The sequence below is a fragment of the Parafrigoribacterium mesophilum genome, assembly GCF_039652555.1.
GTDB classification, from domain to species: domain Bacteria; phylum Actinomycetota; class Actinomycetes; order Actinomycetales; family Microbacteriaceae; genus Parafrigoribacterium; species Parafrigoribacterium mesophilum.
Genome location: NZ_JBDJAF010000003.1, coordinates 205007 through 223061 on the forward strand (window position 1 = coordinate 205007; position 18055 = coordinate 223061).

The 18055-nt window shown below is 66.4% G+C and carries 17 protein-coding genes; 8 read left to right on the top strand and 9 right to left on the bottom strand.

Going from position 1 to position 18055, the window contains the following annotated elements:
- Positions 1-62: 62 nt before the first annotated feature.
- On the top strand, positions 63-1322 hold the full coding sequence (locus tag ABFX56_RS12685; RefSeq protein WP_346233703.1) for an Nramp family divalent metal transporter: 1260 nt from the start codon (positions 63-65) through the stop codon (positions 1320-1322).
- A gap of 13 nt (positions 1323-1335) precedes the next feature.
- On the opposite strand, the gene ABFX56_RS12690 is transcribed toward ABFX56_RS12685, so the two are convergent.
- From ABFX56_RS12690 to murI, 4 genes are all read right to left on the bottom strand, one after another.
- Positions 1336-2247 (bottom strand): cation diffusion facilitator family transporter, encoded by a 912-nt coding sequence (locus tag ABFX56_RS12690; protein ID WP_346233704.1) that lies wholly within the window; start codon positions 2245-2247, stop codon positions 1336-1338.
- Positions 2248-2398: 151 nt separating this feature from the next.
- On the bottom strand, positions 2399-2974 hold the full coding sequence (rdgB, locus tag ABFX56_RS12695) for an RdgB/HAM1 family non-canonical purine NTP pyrophosphatase (RefSeq protein WP_346233705.1): 576 nt from the start codon (positions 2972-2974) through the stop codon (positions 2399-2401).
- Positions 2971-3717: a ribonuclease PH gene (rph, locus tag ABFX56_RS12700; RefSeq protein ID WP_346233706.1), complete on the bottom strand. Its 747-nt coding sequence runs from the start codon at positions 3715-3717 to the stop codon at positions 2971-2973. Before rph ends, rdgB begins: the two co-directional genes overlap by 4 nt.
- A complete protein-coding gene (murI, locus tag ABFX56_RS12705) occupies positions 3714-4568 on the bottom strand; it encodes a glutamate racemase (RefSeq protein WP_346233707.1) in 855 nt (284 codons plus the stop codon). The genes rph and murI overlap by 4 nt, the downstream gene beginning before the upstream one ends.
- A 99-nt stretch (positions 4569-4667) precedes the next feature.
- On the opposite strand from murI, the gene ABFX56_RS12710 reads away from it, so the two are divergent.
- Positions 4668-5921, top strand: coding sequence for a nicotinate phosphoribosyltransferase (locus ABFX56_RS12710; RefSeq protein WP_428834450.1), 1254 nt, complete (start codon positions 4668-4670; stop codon positions 5919-5921).
- Between the two features lie 77 nt (positions 5922-5998).
- Here ABFX56_RS12710 and ABFX56_RS12715 read toward each other — a convergent pair whose 3' ends face one another.
- Positions 5999-7459: a helix-turn-helix domain-containing protein gene (locus tag ABFX56_RS12715; RefSeq protein ID WP_346233709.1), complete on the bottom strand. Its 1461-nt coding sequence runs from the start codon at positions 7457-7459 to the stop codon at positions 5999-6001.
- Positions 7460-7585: 126 nt separating this feature from the next.
- Here ABFX56_RS12715 and aceA point away from each other — a divergent pair, with 126 nt between their 5' ends.
- Positions 7586-8911: an isocitrate lyase gene (gene aceA, locus ABFX56_RS12720; protein WP_346233710.1), complete on the top strand. Its 1326-nt coding sequence runs from the start codon at positions 7586-7588 to the stop codon at positions 8909-8911.
- Positions 8912-9052: 141 nt separating this feature from the next.
- The gene (gene aceB / locus ABFX56_RS12725; RefSeq protein WP_346233711.1) at positions 9053-10723 is read left to right on the top strand and encodes a malate synthase A; all 1671 of its coding nucleotides are present in this window, start codon (positions 9053-9055) and stop codon (positions 10721-10723) included.
- A gap of 17 nt (positions 10724-10740) precedes the next feature.
- Here the strand turns inward: aceB and ABFX56_RS12730 are convergent, their stop codons facing one another.
- The 3 genes from ABFX56_RS12730 to ABFX56_RS12740 are packed head-to-tail and all read right to left on the bottom strand — an operon-like array spanning position 10741 to position 13347.
- Positions 10741-10989 carry a DUF3039 domain-containing protein gene (locus ABFX56_RS12730; protein ID WP_346233712.1) on the bottom strand — a complete coding sequence of 83 codons (249 nt, stop codon included), beginning with the start codon at positions 10987-10989 and terminating at the stop codon, positions 10741-10743.
- A 55-nt stretch (positions 10990-11044) separates the two neighbouring features.
- Entirely contained in the window at positions 11045-12619 is a 1575-nt protein-coding gene (locus ABFX56_RS12735; RefSeq protein ID WP_346233713.1) for a hypothetical protein, read from the bottom strand.
- Positions 12595-13347: an ABC transporter ATP-binding protein gene (locus ABFX56_RS12740; protein WP_346233795.1), complete on the bottom strand. Its 753-nt coding sequence runs from the start codon at positions 13345-13347 to the stop codon at positions 12595-12597. Before ABFX56_RS12740 ends, ABFX56_RS12735 begins: the two co-directional genes overlap by 25 nt.
- A 651-nt stretch (positions 13348-13998) precedes the next feature.
- On the opposite strand from ABFX56_RS12740, the gene ABFX56_RS12745 reads away from it, so the two are divergent.
- The 3 genes from ABFX56_RS12745 to ABFX56_RS12755 are packed head-to-tail and all read left to right on the top strand — an operon-like array spanning position 13999 to position 16309.
- On the top strand, positions 13999-14691 hold the full coding sequence (locus ABFX56_RS12745) for a phosphocholine cytidylyltransferase family protein (RefSeq protein WP_346233714.1): 693 nt from the start codon (positions 13999-14001) through the stop codon (positions 14689-14691).
- A 36-nt stretch (positions 14692-14727) separates the two neighbouring features.
- Positions 14728-15525 (top strand): ABC transporter permease, encoded by a 798-nt coding sequence (locus ABFX56_RS12750; RefSeq protein WP_346233715.1) that lies wholly within the window; start codon positions 14728-14730, stop codon positions 15523-15525.
- A 1-nt stretch (position 15526) separates the two neighbouring features.
- Entirely contained in the window at positions 15527-16309 is a 783-nt protein-coding gene (locus ABFX56_RS12755; RefSeq protein ID WP_346233716.1) for an ABC transporter ATP-binding protein, read from the top strand.
- Between the two features lie 150 nt (positions 16310-16459).
- On the opposite strand, the gene ABFX56_RS12760 is transcribed toward ABFX56_RS12755, so the two are convergent.
- Positions 16460-17221 carry a DUF1353 domain-containing protein gene (locus tag ABFX56_RS12760; RefSeq protein ID WP_346233717.1) on the bottom strand — a complete coding sequence of 254 codons (762 nt, stop codon included), beginning with the start codon at positions 17219-17221 and terminating at the stop codon, positions 16460-16462.
- Positions 17222-17273: 52 nt separating this feature from the next.
- Between ABFX56_RS12760 and ABFX56_RS12765 the strand changes: the two genes are divergently transcribed.
- Positions 17274-18053 (top strand): hypothetical protein, encoded by a 780-nt coding sequence (locus tag ABFX56_RS12765; protein WP_346233718.1) that lies wholly within the window; start codon positions 17274-17276, stop codon positions 18051-18053.
- Positions 18054-18055: the final 2 nt, after the last annotated feature.

Here is an 18055-nt window from a genome sequence, read left to right on the forward strand (position 1 = left end):
TCGCCTTCTCCCGAACGATCTCATGCTGTTTTTCGGTACACCGAAATATTAGACTATGGGTTGTGAATACCGCGGCGACCGACGAGGGCACCCGGCCGGATACGGCCTACTCTCGCACGAAGCGACTGCTTCCGTTGCTCGGTCCGGCACTGGTCGCCGGCGTCGCCTACCTCGATCCCGGCAACGTGGCGAGCAACATGACCGCGGGCGCGCAGTTCGGTTACCTGTTGGTGTGGGTCGTCGTGTCGGCGAACGTCATGGCCTGGCTCGTGCAGTACCTGTCGGCAAAACTGGGCCTGGTCACCGGCCGCAGCCTGCCCGAACTCATGGGCGAACGGCTCAGGCACACCTGGCAGCGCTTGCTGTATTGGTTGCAGGCCGAGACCGTGGCCATGGCGACCGACCTCGCCGAGGTCATCGGCGGTGCGATCGCCCTCAATCTGCTCTTCGGCCTCCCCTTGCTCGCCGGCGGCGTGATCACCGGCGGAGTCTCGATGCTGGTGCTTGGCATCCACTCCAGGCGGGACACCCGACCGTTCGAACGAGTGATCATCGCGATGATGGCGATCATCGCGATCGGCTTCTCGGCCGGCATCGTCATTCAGCCGCCGGATGCCGCAGCGACCGCCGCCGGCCTGATGCCGCGCTTCGAGGGCAGCGGTTCGGTGCTGCTCGCGGCATCCATCCTGGGGGCCACGATCATGCCGCACGCGATTTACGCGCATTCTGCCCTCACCCGGGACCGCTTCGGGCTGGTGGCGCCGGGACGTCGGCGGCGTCTCATCCTGCGCGCGACGAGAGCGGATGTCACCATCGCCCTTGCCATCGCCGGCACGGTGAACCTCGTGATCCTGCTGCTCGCCGCGAGCTCGCTCCAGGGCGTCGTCGGCACGGACACGCTGGAGGGCGCGCACGCCGCGCTGGAGGCCTCGCTCGGCCCCCTCGTAGCGACCCTGTTCGCGATCGGGCTGCTCGCCTCCGGGCTGGCGTCCACCTCGGTCGGCGCCTACGCGGGCGCGGAGATCATGCACGGCCTGCTCCGAATCCGCATCCCGTTGCTGCTGCGCCGATTGGTCAACCTGATTCCGGCGCTGGTCATCCTCTGGATCGGTGTCGACCCGACCTCGGCGCTGGTGCTCAGTCAGGTGTTCCTGTCGTTCGGCATCCCGTTCGCGCTGGTTCCGCTGGTGATCCTCACCGCCCAGCGCGCTCTGATGGGTGAATCGATGAACCGCTGGTACACCACGCTCGCGGCTTCGGTCACCGCCGGGTTGCTCGTGGCGCTCAACATCGCCCTGCTGGTGTTGCTGCTCGGGTCCTGAGGCGGCCCGGTCACTACCTGTGGAAGTGGTCCTCGTGCTCGGCATGTTCGGCGGGCTCGAGTTGGAAGGTTGAATGGGCGACATCGAAGTGGGTCGCCAGGCACTCCGAGAGCTCGTCGAGGAGCCGCCCGGTTCCTCGATGGGCGAACACCGCCGGCTCCACGACCACGTGGGCGGAGAAGACCGGGTTTCCCGAGGTGATCGCCCAGACGTGCACGTCGTGCACATCGACGACGCCGCGGGTGCCCAGGATGTGCGTGCGGATCTCCAGGACACTGGTGTGTGCCGGGACGGACTCGCTGAGCACCCTGATGGAGTCGCGCAGCAGCAATAGCGCGCGCGGGGCGATGAGCAATGCGATCGCCAGTGACGCGAGCGAGTCGGCCTGCACGAATCCGGTGCCCAGGATGACCACGGCGGCGACGATCGCGGCGATCGAGCCGAGTAGGTCGCCGAGCACCTCGAGGTAGGCGCCGCGCATGTTGATGGAGGCCGCCGCGTGGCTGCGCAGGATGAGCGCGGCGACGATGTTCGCGACGAGGCCGACGATAGCCACCACGAGCATCGGTACGCTCTGAACCTCAACCTGTCCCGGCCCCAGCAGCCGCACCAACGCCGACGCGCCCACCGAGACGGCGACGACGAGCAGGATGACGCCGTTCACCAGGGCGCCGAACACCTCGGCCCGCTGGAAGCCGAACGTGGAGCGGTCGGTGGCCGGTCTGGTCGCCACGGACACGGCCACCAGCGCAACCACCAAGCCGATCACATCCGAGAGCATGTGCCCGGCGTCGGCGAGCAAGGCAAGTGACCCGGTCAGTGCCGCCCCAATGACCTCGATCGCCAACACGAACACGACGATCCCGAGCGCGAGCGACAGACGCGCTCGGTTCGCGGAGCCCGCGACGGGAGCAGTGGTGGTCACACCTCAAGGGTAGGCTGCCCGGCCTCGGCGAGCCATTCGCCACCGCGTTCCGGGACCGATAGCTTTCCGGTCGAAACCGTGCGCCGCGGCCGGCCATCCCGACCGGAAAGCTATCGCTCGGGGGTGAACGACCGGAAGCCGGCAGCGCCCTTCAGGACAACCGTTCCAGCACGGTGGGGGCGAGCGCCGAGAAGGCGCGTCGCCGGTGGCTGATCGCATCCTTCTCGGCCGCGCTCAACTGTGCGCAGGCGACGTGGTATCCCTCCGGCTGGAAGATCGGGTCGTACCCGAAACCTCCGCTGCCCGCCGGAGCGCGCAACACCGACCCGGGCCAGACCCCCAGCTCGACGTGTTCGAAGCTGCCGTCCACCAGCGCCGCGGCGCAGACGAACTGGGCGGCACGGTTGTCGGTGTCCCCCAATTCTTCGAGCAGGTGCGTCAGGTTGTCGGCATCCACCCGTGTCCCCGCATAGCGGGCCGAGTGGATGCCGGGGGCGCCACCCAGCGCATCCACGCAGATCCCCGAGTCATCGGCGAGCGCCGGCAGGCCGGTGTGGGCCGCCGCGGCGTGCGCCTTGATCAGTGCGTTCTCGGCGAACGTGACGCCGTCCTCGACCGGCTCGGGGCCGTCGTAGCCGACCAGTTCGAGGCCGGCAAGCTGCGGTTCGAGGATGCGCCGCAGCTCCTCCACCTTGTGCGCGTTGTGGGTGGCGAGGACGAGCTTCACGACGTGAGGGACGCCAACTGGGCGACGGTGAGCGCTTTCGTGCCGCCGAGCGCGAGGTCCAGGAGCGCGTTCAACTCGGTACGGTCGAACGGGGCTCCCTCGGCGGTGCCTTGCACCTCGACGAACAGTCCGCGACCGGTGACAACCACGTTCATGTCTGTCTCGGCGCGAACATCCTCGGTATATGCCAAATCGAGCATTGGTGTGCCGTCGATGATGCCGACGGACACCGCGGCGACGCTGTCGATCAAGGGCTTCGAGTTCTGGCCCAGGAATTTCTTCGCCCTGCCCCACTCCAGGGCGTCGGCGAGCGCGACATAGGCACCGGTGATCGCGGCGGTGCGCGTGCCGCCGTCGGCTTGCAGCACGTCACAGTCGATCACGATCGTGTTCTCGCCCAGTGCCTTGAGGTCCACGACGGCACGCAGGCTGCGGCCCACCAGGCGGGAGATTTCGTGGGTACGGCCGCCGATCTTGCCCTTGACTGACTCCCGCGCCATCCGTTCGTTGGTGGAGCGCGGCAGCATCGCGTATTCGGCGGTCACCCAGCCTTTTCCCTTGCCGGTCATCCACCGCGGAACACCGTTGGTGAACGATGCGGTGCACAGCACCCTGGTGCGTCCGAACGAAATCAGCGCGGAACCCTCGGCCTGCTCGCTCCAGCCGCGCTCGATGGTCACCGGTCGCAACTCGTCGAGGGTACGCCCATCGGCGCGCAACTTCAGTGCGGTGGTGTCGGTCATGCGCTGTCCTCTTTCGCAGTCAGGATCGGAAGTTGAATGGCGCCGGTCTCCACGAGTTCCACGGTCGACACCTCGGGCCCAAGGAACCGGCGGGCGAGGCGGGTGAATTGGTCCTGGCTGCCGCCGGTGGCCTCGAAAGTGTAGCTGGGTGGCGCTGCGACGCTGCGCTGGAGCGAGTGCTTGACCAGCGTGCGATACACGTCGAAGGCGGTCTCCTCGGCGCTGGAGACCAGCGTGACCTCCCGACCCATCACGTATTGGATGGCGGCAGACATCAGCGGGTAGTGCGTGCAGCCGAGCACGAGTGTGTCGATGCCGCTGTCCTTGAGCGGTTGCAGGTAGCCCTCGGCGATGGCGAATAACTCTGGGCCGGAGGTGATGCCAGCCTCGACGAACTCCACGAATCGCGGGCAGGCTTTGGGGAACAGCTGCAGGTCGGATGCTGCGGCGAAGGCATCCTCGTACGCGCGGGATTTGATGGTGCCCACGGTGCCGATCACGCCTACCCGGTGGTTCTTCGTCTGCCGCGCGGCCGCGCGCACCGCGGGCTGAATCACCTCGACGACCGGGATGCCGTAACCGTCGGTGAACCGCTCACGGGCATCACGCAGCATCGCCGACGACGCCGTGTTGCAGGCGATCACGAGCAGCTTGACCCCTTCGGCGACCAGATCATCCATTACCGCGAGGGAATATTTCCGGACATCGGCGATGGGCTTGGGGCCGTACGGCGAATGGGCGGTGTCGCCGACATAGACGATCGACTCTCCGGGAAGCTGATCGATGATCGCACGGGCCACGGTGAGTCCACCGACACCGGAGTCGAAGATTCCAATGGGCGCGTCATTCACAAGCCCCAAGTTTAGCCCGGTCGTCCCGCGGCGGATTCGACCCTCGCTAGGCTCTCGTGTGTGACCAGCGCACTCCTCACCGACCGCTATGAACTGACGATGCTCGATGCCGCCATCCGCGCAGGCACGCACGACCGCCGCTGCGTGTTCGAGGTGTTCGCCCGCCATCTGCCCGTCGGAAGGCGATACGGAGTGGTGGCCGGCACCGGACGACTGCTCGAGGCAATCGCCGACTTCCGATTCCATGATGCCGAAATCACCTGGCTGAGGGACAATGCCGTCGTCGACTCAGCCACCCTGGACTGGCTCGCCGATTACCGTTTCACCGGAGACGTGTGGGGCTACCAGGAGGGCGAGGTGTATTTCCCGAGCTCGCCGGTGCTGGTAGTGGAGGGCAGCTTCGCGGAGGCGGTGCTGCTCGAGACGCTCGTGCTCAGCGTTTTGAATTACGACACCGCGGTCGCCAGCGCCGCGGCCAGGATGGTCGGCGCCGCGGGCGACCGGCCGGTCGCCGAGATGGGCTCCAGACGTGCCACCGAACGTGGAGCGGTCGCCGCTGCCCGGGCCGCGTACATCGCCGGGTTCAGCGCCACCAGCAACCTCGAGGCCGGCCGCTCCTGGGGAGTGCCGACGATGGGCACCGCAGCCCATTCGTTCACCCTGCTGCACGACAGCGAAGAGGATGCCTTCCGCGCCCAGGTCGCCGCGCTCGGCCCACAGACCACGCTGCTCGTCGACACCTACGACGTCACCGCGGCGGTGGAGTTGGCGGTGAAGGTTGCCGGCACCGGCCTGGGTTCGGTGCGCATCGACAGCGGCGACCTGCCCGGCCAGGTGGCCGCGGTGCGCAAACAGCTCGACGGCCTCGGGGCGACGGGCACCACCATCACCGTCACCAGCGACCTCGACGAGTTCGCGATTGCGGCGCTGCGCGTCGCGCCGGTGGATTCCTATGGCGTGGGCACGTCGGTGGTCACCGGGTCCGGCGCGCCGACTGCGGGGATGGTGTACAAACTGGTGGCGCGACAGGGCAGCGACGGCGAGTGGGTGTCCGTGGCCAAAAGGTCGGCGGAGAAACTGTCGGTCGGCGGCCGCAAGTTCCCGATCCGCACGCTCACCCCGGCGGGCGTCGCCACGAGCGAGTCCATCCACGTCGGCACCGAACCGACGGATGCCGTCGGTCGGCCGTTGCTCGTGCCGCTCATTCGCCACGGTGTGGCGGATGAGCGGTTCCGCGGCGCAGCCGGAACGCGACTGGCCCGCGAGCACTGCGCCAGTGCGATGGCCGAGTTGCCGCAGGAGGCCTTCCGCCTGGCGCGCGGCGAGCCGGTGATTCCCACCGTCTACGCGTAGCAACGCCGACCCGCGCCCCGTAACCTCCGACCGGCTCACCCGCAGCTCCCGCGCGCCGCAGCTCCGGCGGCGGGGAGCTACCTGGGCGCGTGCGCCTCGAGGAACTCGTACACCTCGGTCTGGTCCACCCCAGGGTAGACGCCGGCTGGCATGGCCGCGAGCAGCGACGATTGCATCCTGGCGCTGGGGAATGCTTTGCCCTCCCACGTCGCGGCGAGATCCGCCGGTGCGCTGCGGCAGCAGGACTCGTCGGGGCAGGTGGAGCTCTGCCGGTTCGCGGTGTCCCGGCCCCGGAACCACTTCACGTGGCTGAACGGCGTGCCGACGCTGACCGAGAACGCGCCCTGCGCGGTCGACTGGATGCTCGAGGTGCACCAGTAGGTGCCGTTGGGCTTGTCGGTGTACTGGTGGAACGGGCTGAACCGGTCCTCCGCGTCGAACACCCGACGCGCGCTCCACTTGCGGCAGACCAGCTGCCCTTCCACGGCACCGAGGGCATCCGTGGGGAAGGCGGCACTGTCGTTCTCGTACGCCTTCGAGATCGTGCCAGACTCGTGCACCTTGAGGAAATGCAGCGGGATGCCCAGGTGCTGCGTGGCGAGGTTGGTGAACCGGTGCGCGGCCGTCTCGTAACTCACGGCGAACGCGTCGCGGAGGTCTTCGACCGACAGTTCCCGCTTGTCCTTGGCCTCGCTCAGAAACGCAACCGCGCCATCCTCGGGCACCATGAGCGCCGCGGCGAGATAGTTCGTCTCCACCCGCTGCAACAGAAAGTCGCGGTAATCCTTGGGCTGTTTCGCGCCCAGCACATGTCCGGCCAGGGCCTGCAGCAGCACCGTGCGGGGGTCGCCGCCCGCGTTGATCTTCAGGTAGATACGATGGTGCTTCAGGTCGCTCACCGACCGCGTGGAGTTCGGCAGGTCGCCAACGTAGTGCAGCGAGAATCCCAGATGTGCCGCGAGGTCCGAGGCGACCCGCTGCGACAGTGGGCCGCCGGTGTGCTCGACCCTGGCGAGCAACTGACGGGCCTGGGCTTCCAGGTCGGGGAAGTAGTTGTTCTGGGTTCGCATCTGCCGCCGCAGCTCGGTGTTCGCCCTGCGGGCTTCCTCCGGGGTGGCGGCGCGCTCCCGGTGCAACCTGTCCAGTTCGGCGTGCAGCGCGATGATGGTCTCGATTGCCTCGTCGCTGAGCGATTTGCGTACGTGCAATGGGGCAAGTCCGAGCGAGTCGAACAACGGCCCGCGCTGTGCACGCTCCAACTCGATCTCCAGTTGCGCGCGCTTGGGCAGCGCCTCCGCCGCGAGCAAGTGCTCCAGCGACACCCCGAGAGCCCTGGCCACCGAGCGCAAGTCGCCGAGCCGCGGCTCGCGCTTGCCGTTCTCGAGCACGCTCACCTGCGAGGCGGCGCGGCCGATCGCGGCACCGACTTCATCCAGCGTCATACCGCGGTCCTTGCGTAGTTGACGGATGCGTCGGCCGAGGGTGAGTGAGTCGAGCATCTCTTCATGGTGCGGGACCGGCACTGCTTCTGGAGTCATCCGACTAGCGTTGCACAGCCCGTTCTTGCACGGAATAGAAAAACAGCGTAATTTCTACGAACATTTTCAGTGAAGAGCGCTCGATGTTGCCCCAGTGTGGGTTTTACGACACCGAAGGAGTAGCTCATGACCACCACACGACCAGGAGACCAGACCCAGACCACCGCCGAGTTGGAGGCGCTGTGGAGCGCCGACGCCCGCTGGTCGGGCATCGTCCGCGACTACAGCGCACAGGACGTCGTGACCCTGCGCGGCAGGGTTCGTGAGGAGCACACCCTGGCACGCCGCGGTGCGGAGAACCTGTGGCGACTTCTCCACGAAGGCGACGGCAACCAGAGTTGGGTGGCCGCCCTCGGAGCACTGACCGGAAATCAGGCGGTGCAGCAGGTGCGCGCCGGATTGAAGGCGATTTACCTGTCCGGATGGCAGGTCGCCGCCGACGCGAACCTGGCTGGACAGACCTACCCCGACCAGAGCCTGTATCCGGCGAACTCGGTGCCCGCAGTGGTCCGCAGAATCAACAACGCGTTGCTGCGCGCCGACCAGGTCGCGCTCAGCGAGGCGGATGCCGACTCGGGCGCCATCGCATCCGATATCGACTGGGTCGCGCCGATCGTGGCGGATGCCGAGGCCGGCTTCGGCGGTCCACTCAACGCCTACGAACTGATGTCAGCGATGATCGACGCGGGGGCGGCTGGGGTGCATTTCGAGGACCAGCTGGCCAGCGAGAAGAAGTGCGGCCACATGGGCGGCAAGGTGCTCGTGCCCACGAGCCAGCACATCCGCACGCTGAACGCGGCGCGTCTTGCCGCGGATGTCGCCGACGTGCCCACGGTCATCATCGCCCGCACCGACTCGCTGGCGGCGAACCTGCTCACCAGCGACATTGACGAGCGGGATGCACCATTCCTCACCGGCGAGCGCACCTCGGACGGCTTCTACGAGACCACCCCGGGCATCCAGACCGTCATCAGCCGCGGACTGGCCTTCGCGCCGTACGCGGACCTGCTCTGGGTGGAAAGCGGCGTGCCCGACATCGACCTGGCCCGCACGTTCGCCGAGGCGATCCACCGAGATTTTCCGGGCAAAAAGTTGGCATACAACTGCTCGCCGTCGTTCAATTGGAAGAACGCCCTCGACGACGACCAGATCGCAAGCTTCCAAAAGGAGCTCGCGGCCATGGGGTACGCATTCCAGTTCGTGACCCTCGCGGGTTTCCACGCACTGAACCACTCCATGTTCTCGCTCGCCCGGGACTACAGCAGGCGCCACATGAGCGCCTACGTCGAGCTTCAAGAGGCAGAATTCGCCTCCGAAAGCGACGGATACACGGCCACGCGCCATCAGCGCGAGGTGGGCACCGGCTACTTCGACCGGATCGCCTCCGCTCTCAATCCGGAGAGCAAGACCCTCGCCATGGCGGGCTCCACAGAGACCGCCCAATTCCACTGACCAGATCACCCGCATCCGCGACCCGTTTCACGGAGTTTCTGCTTCCGACCGCCCTAGTTGCCTGGCAACAGGGGCACTGGATGCAGAAACTCCTTGAAACGGGGTGGGAGGCACGCGGGGCTTGCACGAAAGAAAGATGACATGAACACCGCACTGAATACCAGTACAGAAGCCCGAATCCAGATCGCCGGAAGCATGGGCGAACGGTACGACGAGATCCTCACCGACGACGCGCTGCACTTCCTCGCGCAGCTGCACGACCGGTTCAGCGGCCGCCGCCACGACGTTCTGGCGCAGCGGATGCAACGCCGCTTCGACCTCGGCAACGGGCGCGACCTGCGCTTTCTGCCCGAAACCGAATCGATCCGCTCCGACGACAGCTGGCGCGTCGCCGGCGCCGGCCCCGGCCTTCAAGACCGCCGCGTGGAGATCACCGGACCGACCGACCGCAAGATGGCCATCAACGCGCTGAACTCCGGCGCCAACGTGTGGCTCGCCGACCAGGAAGACGCCACCAGCCCCACCTGGGCCAACGTCATCGGCGGCCAGCTGACCCTGTTCGACGCCGTGCGCGGCACCCTCGAGTACGCCAGCGACGACGGCAAGGTGTATTCGGTGCACAACGGCGAGACGCCCACGATCGTGATGCGTCCCCGCGGCTGGCACCTGGTCGAGAAGCACCTGGACTTCGTCGACCGCACCGGGGTCAGCATGCCGGCGTCGGGCAGCCTCGTGGACTTCGGACTCTACTTCTTCCACAACGCCGCGGGGCTCATCGCGCAGGGACGCGGCCCATACTTCTACCTGCCGAAGATCGAATCCCACCAGGAAGCCCGACTCTGGGACGACGTGTTCTCCTACTGCGAGGAGTACCTGGCCCTGGAGCACGGCACCATCCGGGCCACCGTGCTCATCGAGACCATCTCGGCCGCCTTCGAGATGGACGAGATCCTCTACGAACTGCGCGATCACTGCGCCGGGTTGAATGCCGGACGCTGGGATTACATCTTCAGCATCATCAAGAACTACCGCAGCCGCGGCAGCTGGTACGTTCTGCCCGACCGCAAGCAGATCACCATGACGGTGCCGTTCATGCGCGCCTACACCGAACTGCTCGTGAGCACCTGCCACAAGCGCGGCGCCCACGCCATCGGCGGGATGAGCGCGTTCATCCCCAACCGCCGCGACCCGGAGGTGACCGCACAAGCGCTGGAGCAGGTGCGCGAGGACAAGCGCCGCGAGGCCGGTGACGGATTCGACGGCACCTGGGTCGCGCACCCGGATCTGATCGAGACGGCGCGCACCGAATTCGACGCCGTGCTGAACGGACGGCCGCACCAGCTGGACCGGATGCGCGACGACGTGCGCGTCACCCGGGATCAATTGCTGGACATCCGCGGGATCGGCGGATCGGTGACCTACGCGGGGCTGCGCAGCAACGTCAGCATCGCCGTCAGGTACATCGAGTCGTGGCTGCGCGGGGTGGGCGCCGCGGCCATCGACAACCTGATGGAGGACGCCGCTACCGCGGAAATCAGCCGGTCGCAGATCTGGCAGTGGATCCGGCACGGCACCACGACCGAGGACGGAACGACGATCACCGCCGACGTGGTGGAAGGCATCCTCATCGCGCATCCGTTTCCGCGGTTCGATGGCGACCGTTTCGACGACGCGATCGACGTGTTCCGCTCCGTGGCGCTACAGGAGGACTTCCCGACCTTCCTGACGCTGTCTGCGTACGCGCGCTACCTGGTGGAGGGTGCCGCTCCGGTTCCGCAGCGGGAGTTCCAGACCGTGTTCGCCGCGGCCTGAGTAGGACGCGGCCCGCGTTACTTCTTCAGCTTGTCGTAGATCTCTTTGCAGGTCGGGCAGATGGGGAACTTCTGCGGGTCGCGTCCCGGCGTCCACACCTTTCCGCACAGCGCGATCACCGGCTTGCCGCTGATCGCCGACTCCAGGATCTTCTCCTTCTGCACGTAGTGGGAGAACCGCTCGTGGTCGCCTTCCTCCACTTCTTGCCGGAGGAGTTCTTCCAGTTCACGGTCGAGCGTTGAGGTTCCGGAATCTGTGCTGCTCATGCGCCAATCTTAAGCACAATCCGATGCAATTGCTGCTGCTGAACGCGGTATCCGCTCAGGTGCGCAGCGCGAATGCGAGCAGCTCCGGCCCACGCGACTCGAACATCCGCCCGCCCCAGGCGACGCCGATGACCAGCACCGCCAGCCCGATCACCATTCCGGCGGCCAACGACGCGAAATGCCACAGCGCGCCGAACTCAAATCCGAGGAAGGCCAGGATGACCGAGGGCGCCACGAGCGCCACGATCGCGACAACAGTGAGGGTCTGCATCCAGGTGGCCGCGGTCGCACTGGACTGCGGCTGCGAGAACGGGCTGTCCCCCGGCCGCACGGTGGGGTAGGGGAAGCGCACCGACATGATGCTCGATAGTCCGAGGCCGCAGAGCAGCACGCATCCGCTGACGCCGATCAACGACGGCAGCATGGACCAGTCCCCGGCGAGCGTCGCACAGACCGGCGCGCCGATCCCGATCACCAGGATGCCCAATGCCAGCGCGGGGATCAGCCGGCCCACCCGGTCGGCCCAGCCGGCGGTACTCGAGACCACGTGGAGCCAGATGGCGGAGTTGTCGTACGCCACATCGTTGTGCACGGTGCTCCAGGCCAGAAAGAAGCACATGATCGGCACCGGCAACAGCACCAGGAACCGACCAGGTACGCCGCCGACGAGCAGGATGAGGATCATCACCGTCGGAACGATCGGCACGATGACCAGGGCGACCCGGTAGCGGGCGTCCCGCAGCCAGTAGGTGATGCTGCGGGCGGCGATCGCCCCGACCGGGGTGCTGGGCATTCGGCTGAACCAGCCGAGACCGGCATAGTCACGCACTCCGGCCTCCCGCTGCGGCGTGGTCAGCATCCAGGCCACGAGCGATTGCCAGACCAGCCAGAGCAGCCCCAGGAACGCTAACGCGATCACGAGTTTGAGGAGCGCGCCGCCAAAATCTCCGGCGGCGGCATCAGCGGGAGCCGCCCACGCGGCGCCCAGTGGCGTCCAGCCGAGAACCGTGGCGAGGGTTTTCAGCACCGCCAACCCGCTGCGCTGCCAGTCGACGCCCGTGAGCAGCACGACGACCGGCGAGACCGACACGAGGGTGATGAGGGCGATCAGTCCGGTGGTTTCCCTGGCCCGCCTCGTGGCGAGCAGAAATGCGGCGACGGATGTCGTGACGCGGGCGGCAAGCAGGCAGCTTGCGACGATCAACAGCGCCGCTGCCACCGCGAAGGCCACCGGAGCGGCGCCGCGGCTCCAGGTGACGATCTGCGCCACCGCGACCACGCAGATCACCAGAGATGGCACGCCGACCAGGGCAGAGACGGCCAGCGCCCCGGCCAGTCGGCGGTTCGGGATGCCGAACAACGAGAACCGGCGCGGATCGAGCACGTCGTCGACCCCGAACACCAGCGGCAGCACCAGAAAGCCCAGCATGATGATCGACCCGGCGGTGACCACCGCGTCCCGGGCCAGCTCCACCGAAGCGAACCGCAGCGCGGCCAGTCCGACTACCAGCCACAGCGCAATTCCCAGCCCGTAAATGAGGCCGAGCACGATGCCGACCACCTGCCAGGGGCTACGCCGGAACAGGTTCGCCAGCAGTCGGACCTTCAGTCCGAGAAACTGTGCAACCATTCCATGCCTTCCGCCGCCTTGCGTCCTCCGGCAAGTTCCACGAACCGGTCTTCCAGGCTCGCTCCGCGGCGAACTTGGCGCATGGTCCCGGATGCGAGCAGCCGGCCGGAGACGATGATCGCCACCGAATCGCAGATGCGCTGGATGAGGTCCATGCTGTGACTGGACAGCACGACGGTGCCGCCCGCCGTGGTGTAGTGCTGCAGGATTTCAATGATGTTGGCCGCGGACACGGGGTCGACCGATTCGAACGGTTCGTCGAGCACGAGCAGTCGCGGTGAATGGATCATCGCGGCGGCCAACGCCACCTTCTTGGTCATACCGGCCGAGTAGTCGGCCACAAGCCGATTGACGGCATCGTCAAGACCGAAAGCGGTGGTCAGGTCCGCCGACCGTTGCCGCACTGTTGCGGCATCCAATCCCCGAAGCACGCCGGAATAGTAGAGCAGTTGCGCACCGGTCAGTCGATCGAAAAGTCGCAGCCGGTCGGGCAGAACACCCATGATGCGCTTGGCCGCGGCGGGATTGGCCCAGACGCCGGAACCGTGCACCACGACCGTGCCGGAGTCGGGGCGGACCAGTCCGGTCACCATAGAGAGCGTCGTGGTCTTGCCCGCGCCGTTGGGCCCGACGATTCCGAAGATCGACCCGGCGGTGACCGCGAGGTCGATTCCGTCGACGGCCACGGTGTCCCCGAATCGTTTCGAAAGACCTTCGATCGATAGCACTGTCTCGCGCTTTGTGGCTCGCGGCTTCGTGGGGCGTTTCGGCTTGCGCTTCGCCGCGACACTGGTGACCCCGGTGGTCGAGCTTGTCGAGACCGATTCCCCGGTCTTTCCGGTGGTCGAGCTTGTCGAGACCGAGTTCGGGATCTCGACAGGCTCGATCACCGGCGCGACAGGGTCGATCACCGGTACGACAGGCTCGATCACCGGTGGTGGTGGAGGTGGGGGCGGCGGCTGGGCAACTTTGACTGCCGACGTGGAGGGTGCGGGCTTCGCTGCCGCAGGCTTAGAAATCGCGGACTTCGGCGCTGCCGACTTAGACGCTGCGGACTTAGACGCTGCCGACTTAGACCCTGCCGACTTGGCCGCCGCAGGCTTGGCCGGTGTTCGCTTGCGCGGGGCCGGCCTCGCGGAGCGTTGTGACGTGGGTGGTGCGGGCGGGGAGGCCGGAAGGTTTGTCTCGGATGCTTCGGGCTCCTGGTCCACCGAACAACCGTATCAACTCGTCTGGTGTCTGTACCGGTCTGGCTCCCGCGCATCACAAGTTCGCTACGAGTCTTCGAAAGTCCCTACCCACTCTCAGGCGTCGCCGGTACAGTGAGAAGACCACAACGAGGTGTCTTGACCACGCGGACACCCTGAGGAGACCTAAACGTGAGCACACAGATCGTCATTTTGGCGGCCGGAATGGGTAGCCGCCTCGGTCGCTCCCTCCCCAAGCCACTCACCGAGTTGAGCGACGGCCGCACCATCATGCAGCAGCAGTTCGAGAACATCCACCATGCGTTCGGTGACGCCGCGCGGGTGACCATCGTCGTCGGGTACAAGCTCGAGCACATCATCGACGCGTTCCCGGAGGCATCCTTTGTCTACAACGAGCAGTACGACCAGACCAACACCTCGAAGAGCCTGTTGCGCGCACTGCGGGCATCGGCACCCGGCGGCGTGCTCTGGATGAACGGCGACATCGTCTTCGACCCAGAGGCCTTGGTACGGGCGGCGAAGATGGTCAGCCAAGACAAGTCCTTTGTCGCGGTCAACTCCGCGAGCGTGGCCGAAGAAGAAGTCAAGTACACGACGGATGCCGAGGGCTACATACGCGAGCTGTCCAAGACCGTGAAGAACGGCCTCGGCGAAGCGATCGGCATCAACTACGTGTCGCGGGCGGACAAGGCCGCTTTGGTGCGTCAACTCGGTCGAGTTAACGATCAGGACTACTTCGAGCGTGGAATAGAGTTGGCGATTGAGCAGGACCACCTGCGCTTTGAACCGGTGAACATCTCCGACCTCTATGCAGTAGAGATTGACTTCGCGGAAGACCTGGAGCGAGCAAACCTCTTCGTCTGACACGGGGCACGGGGGTGCTGATTCGCAAAGGACCCCGTGACCGATACGACATCGACACGGCCGGCGCGCTCGGCCGCCGCCCGCTACCGGCATTCGCTGTGGCTGCTGACACGCCGCGGCCTGAGCGTGCGGTACTCGACATCGGCGCTCGGATACCTCTGGTCCATTCTCGATCCGCTGGTGATGTCGGCCATCTACTGGTTCGTGTTCACCAAGATCTTCGACCGCACCGTGGGCGCACAGCCGTACATCGTCTTCCTGCTCGCCGCGCTTCTGCCGTGGATGTGGTTCACCGGGTCGGTGTCAGACTGCACGCGCGCCTACCTGCGCGAGGCGAAGCTCATCCGCTCCACGAAGTTGCCCCGCACCATCTGGGTGAACAGCCTGGTGCTCTCCAAGGGCATCGAGTTCCTGGCCTCGATCCCGGTGCTGGCCGTGTTCGCCATCATCACCCAGGCGCCGGTGCACTGGCAGGTGGTGTTCTTTCCGCTCGGCATTCTGCTGCAGGCACTGCTGCTCATGGGGCTGGGGCTCATCGTCGCCCCGCTGGTGGTGTTCTTCCGCGATCTGGAACGTGCGGTGAAGCTCATCCTGCGCTTCCTCTTCTACGCCTCCCCGATCATTTACAGCCTCGGCGACGTGCCGTCGGGTCTGGCGCCGTTTATGGCGTTCAACCCCTTGGCCGGCGTTTTCTCGCTGTACCGTGCGGCATTCTTCCCCGGCGAGCTGGACTGGTACGCCGTGATCGTCGGAACCCTGGTCACCGCTGTGCTACTGGCAATCGGTATTGTCGTGTTCAAGCGCACCGAACGTGCCGTCCTCAAGGAGATCTAGGATGACCGTCTCCCCTCAGACCGCCACGTCAGAGACGAAGCACCGCGCTGCCGTGATCGAAGTAACGGATGCCGGCATCCGGTTCCGACGCAATCGTCGTTCCCGGAGGAACTTCAAGGACCTGTTCGCCGGATCCAACCGCCGTGCCCGGCCCAGCGAATTCTGGGCGTTGCGCCACGTCAGTTTCAGCGTTGCGGCCGGTGAGGCGATCGGGGTGGTCGGCCGCAACGGGCAAGGGAAGTCGACACTGCTCAAGCTGGTCGCCGAGGTCATCCTGCCCGACGAGGGCAGCGTCTCGGTGCGCCGTGGGGTCGCGCCGCTGATCGAGATCACCGGCGGGTTCGTCGACGACTTGACCGTGCGGGAGAACGTGTACCTCACCGCCGGCCTGCACGGGATGCAGCGCGGGACCATCGCCGACAGCTTCGATGACATCATCGCCTTCGCCGACATCGGCGACTTCCTCGACACGCCATACAAGCACCTCTCCAGCGGCATGAAGGTGCGGATCGCGTTCGCGGTCATCTCCCGCTTGGAAGAGCCGATCATCCTGGTGGATGAGGTGCTCGCCGTGGGCGACAGGGCCTTCCGCGAGAAATGCTACCGACGAATCGAAGAAATGCTGGCGAGCGGGCGAACCCTCTTCTTCGTCTCCCACAACGAGAAAGACCTCAAACGGTTCTGCACCCGCGGCCTCTACCTCGACAAGGGAGCGCTGGTGCTGGATGCCTCGATCACCGAGGTGATCGACCGCTACAACTCGGACTACGGACTGCCGGCCTAGCTACCGCTCCTCTCCGTCCGGCGCTGGTCCCGGCCGTGGCGCACACAGCCAAGGAGATTCGGTCGACACGCGGTATTCTTGGCCGGTTTTACCCGGCGTGTTGTACTCCGCCCTCGATTGCGTACCGCAAGCTCCCATCCGGCACGAGGCCTACGGGCGGCGGCGGGCCAGGATGGTGGGCCCGATCACCGGGGCGGGAGCGCGCGCCCCGGTCACCAGCCACAGCGCACCCTCCAGCGCGAGCAGTACGACCTGACCGAGCGCGGCAACAATCATGAAGGGTGTGAGTACCGCTCCGGTATAGGTGATGACCAGCATCGCCGGCGCATCGCGCCACCACAGCACGCTCGACGCGGCCGGCGCCAACAGGAGCACCAGCATCCACCACGGCGCGTCGGGATACCAGCCGAAAGCCATGCCGATCGCGGCATAGATCGAAAGCACCCCGAGCACCGCGTGCGCCACCATGAGCAGCGCCTGCCACCGCCGGAACTCAGCGAACTTCTCAATGCTCACGTAAGACCGCATGATCCGCGCCCGCAGTCGCGGCACCCCACTCTCGACCAGGGCGACGCCGAACAGCCGGTCGGCCTCACGTCGACGACGGATGCCGGTGGGCGGATCGCCGCGCCGGGCTTTGCCGCTGAGATAGTCGTGCAGCAGTGCGGCGCTGGTCTGCCTGCCATAACTGGCGATCAGTCCCCACAGGAATGTCGGCACGGATGCCAGGTCAGTCGCGTTGGCGCCCACCGGCGGCGCGTCGATCTCGTGTGCCGGCACCCGAACCCGCTCAGTTTCGGGCCGGCCGGCCTCAAGGAAGCTGATCGGTCGGACCAGCTGAAATAACCGCGGCGTGCGCTGCACCAGAAAGATGCGCGTCAGCGGCTCATCGTGCTCATCGAAGAATGGCATCGTGGCTCCATGATGCACCCCGATTTCGGGGCGCCAGCGTAGGCTGGGACGGGTGGCGAAAGACCGACAAGTAACGACCGACGCGTTCGGCGTGCGTACCGTCGAGCGCTCCGTGGAGCGCTTGCTCAGTGTGCAACGACCGCTGGTGCTGGCTCATCTGCGTCGCATCCGGACTCAGCACCCGGACGCCGATCCGGCGCAGGTGATCGCGATTCTGGAACGCCGGTTCCTGGCCGCCGTCACCAGCGGCGGGGCCGCCGTCGGCGCCAGCGCCGTCATTCCCGGAGTTGGCGTCGGGATCTCGCTCGCGCTCTCCGGCGCGGAGACCGCCGGATTTCTCGAAGCCAGCGCGCTGTTCGCTCAATCCGTGACCGAGGTGCACGGCATCGCCGTCGAGGATCCGGAGCGGGCCAGAACCCTGGTCATGGCCATGATGCTCGGCTCGGCCGGCTCGGACCTGGTGAAGCAGCTCGCGCAGGAGGCCGCCGGCACCGGCGGCACTCGAAGCCGGTTCTGGGGCGAACTCGTCACCAAGAACCTGCCGAAAACCGCGCTGGGGCAGATCGGAAGCCGCGTCCGCCGGGCGTTTGTGAGAAGGTTTACCGCAACACAGGGTGCGAACGTGGTCGGTCGCGTCATCCCGTTCGGCGTCGGAGCCGTGATCGGCGGGGTCGGCAACCGCCTTCTGGGTCGCAAGATCGTCGCCAGTTCCCGCACCGCATTCGGGCCGCCCCCGGCGGATTTCCCCCTCGTACTCGGCCCGATGATCTACCAGCCACGGCGCAACCGCATTCAGCGACGTCTCGGAGAACGTTCAGACGCTGTCAAATAGGA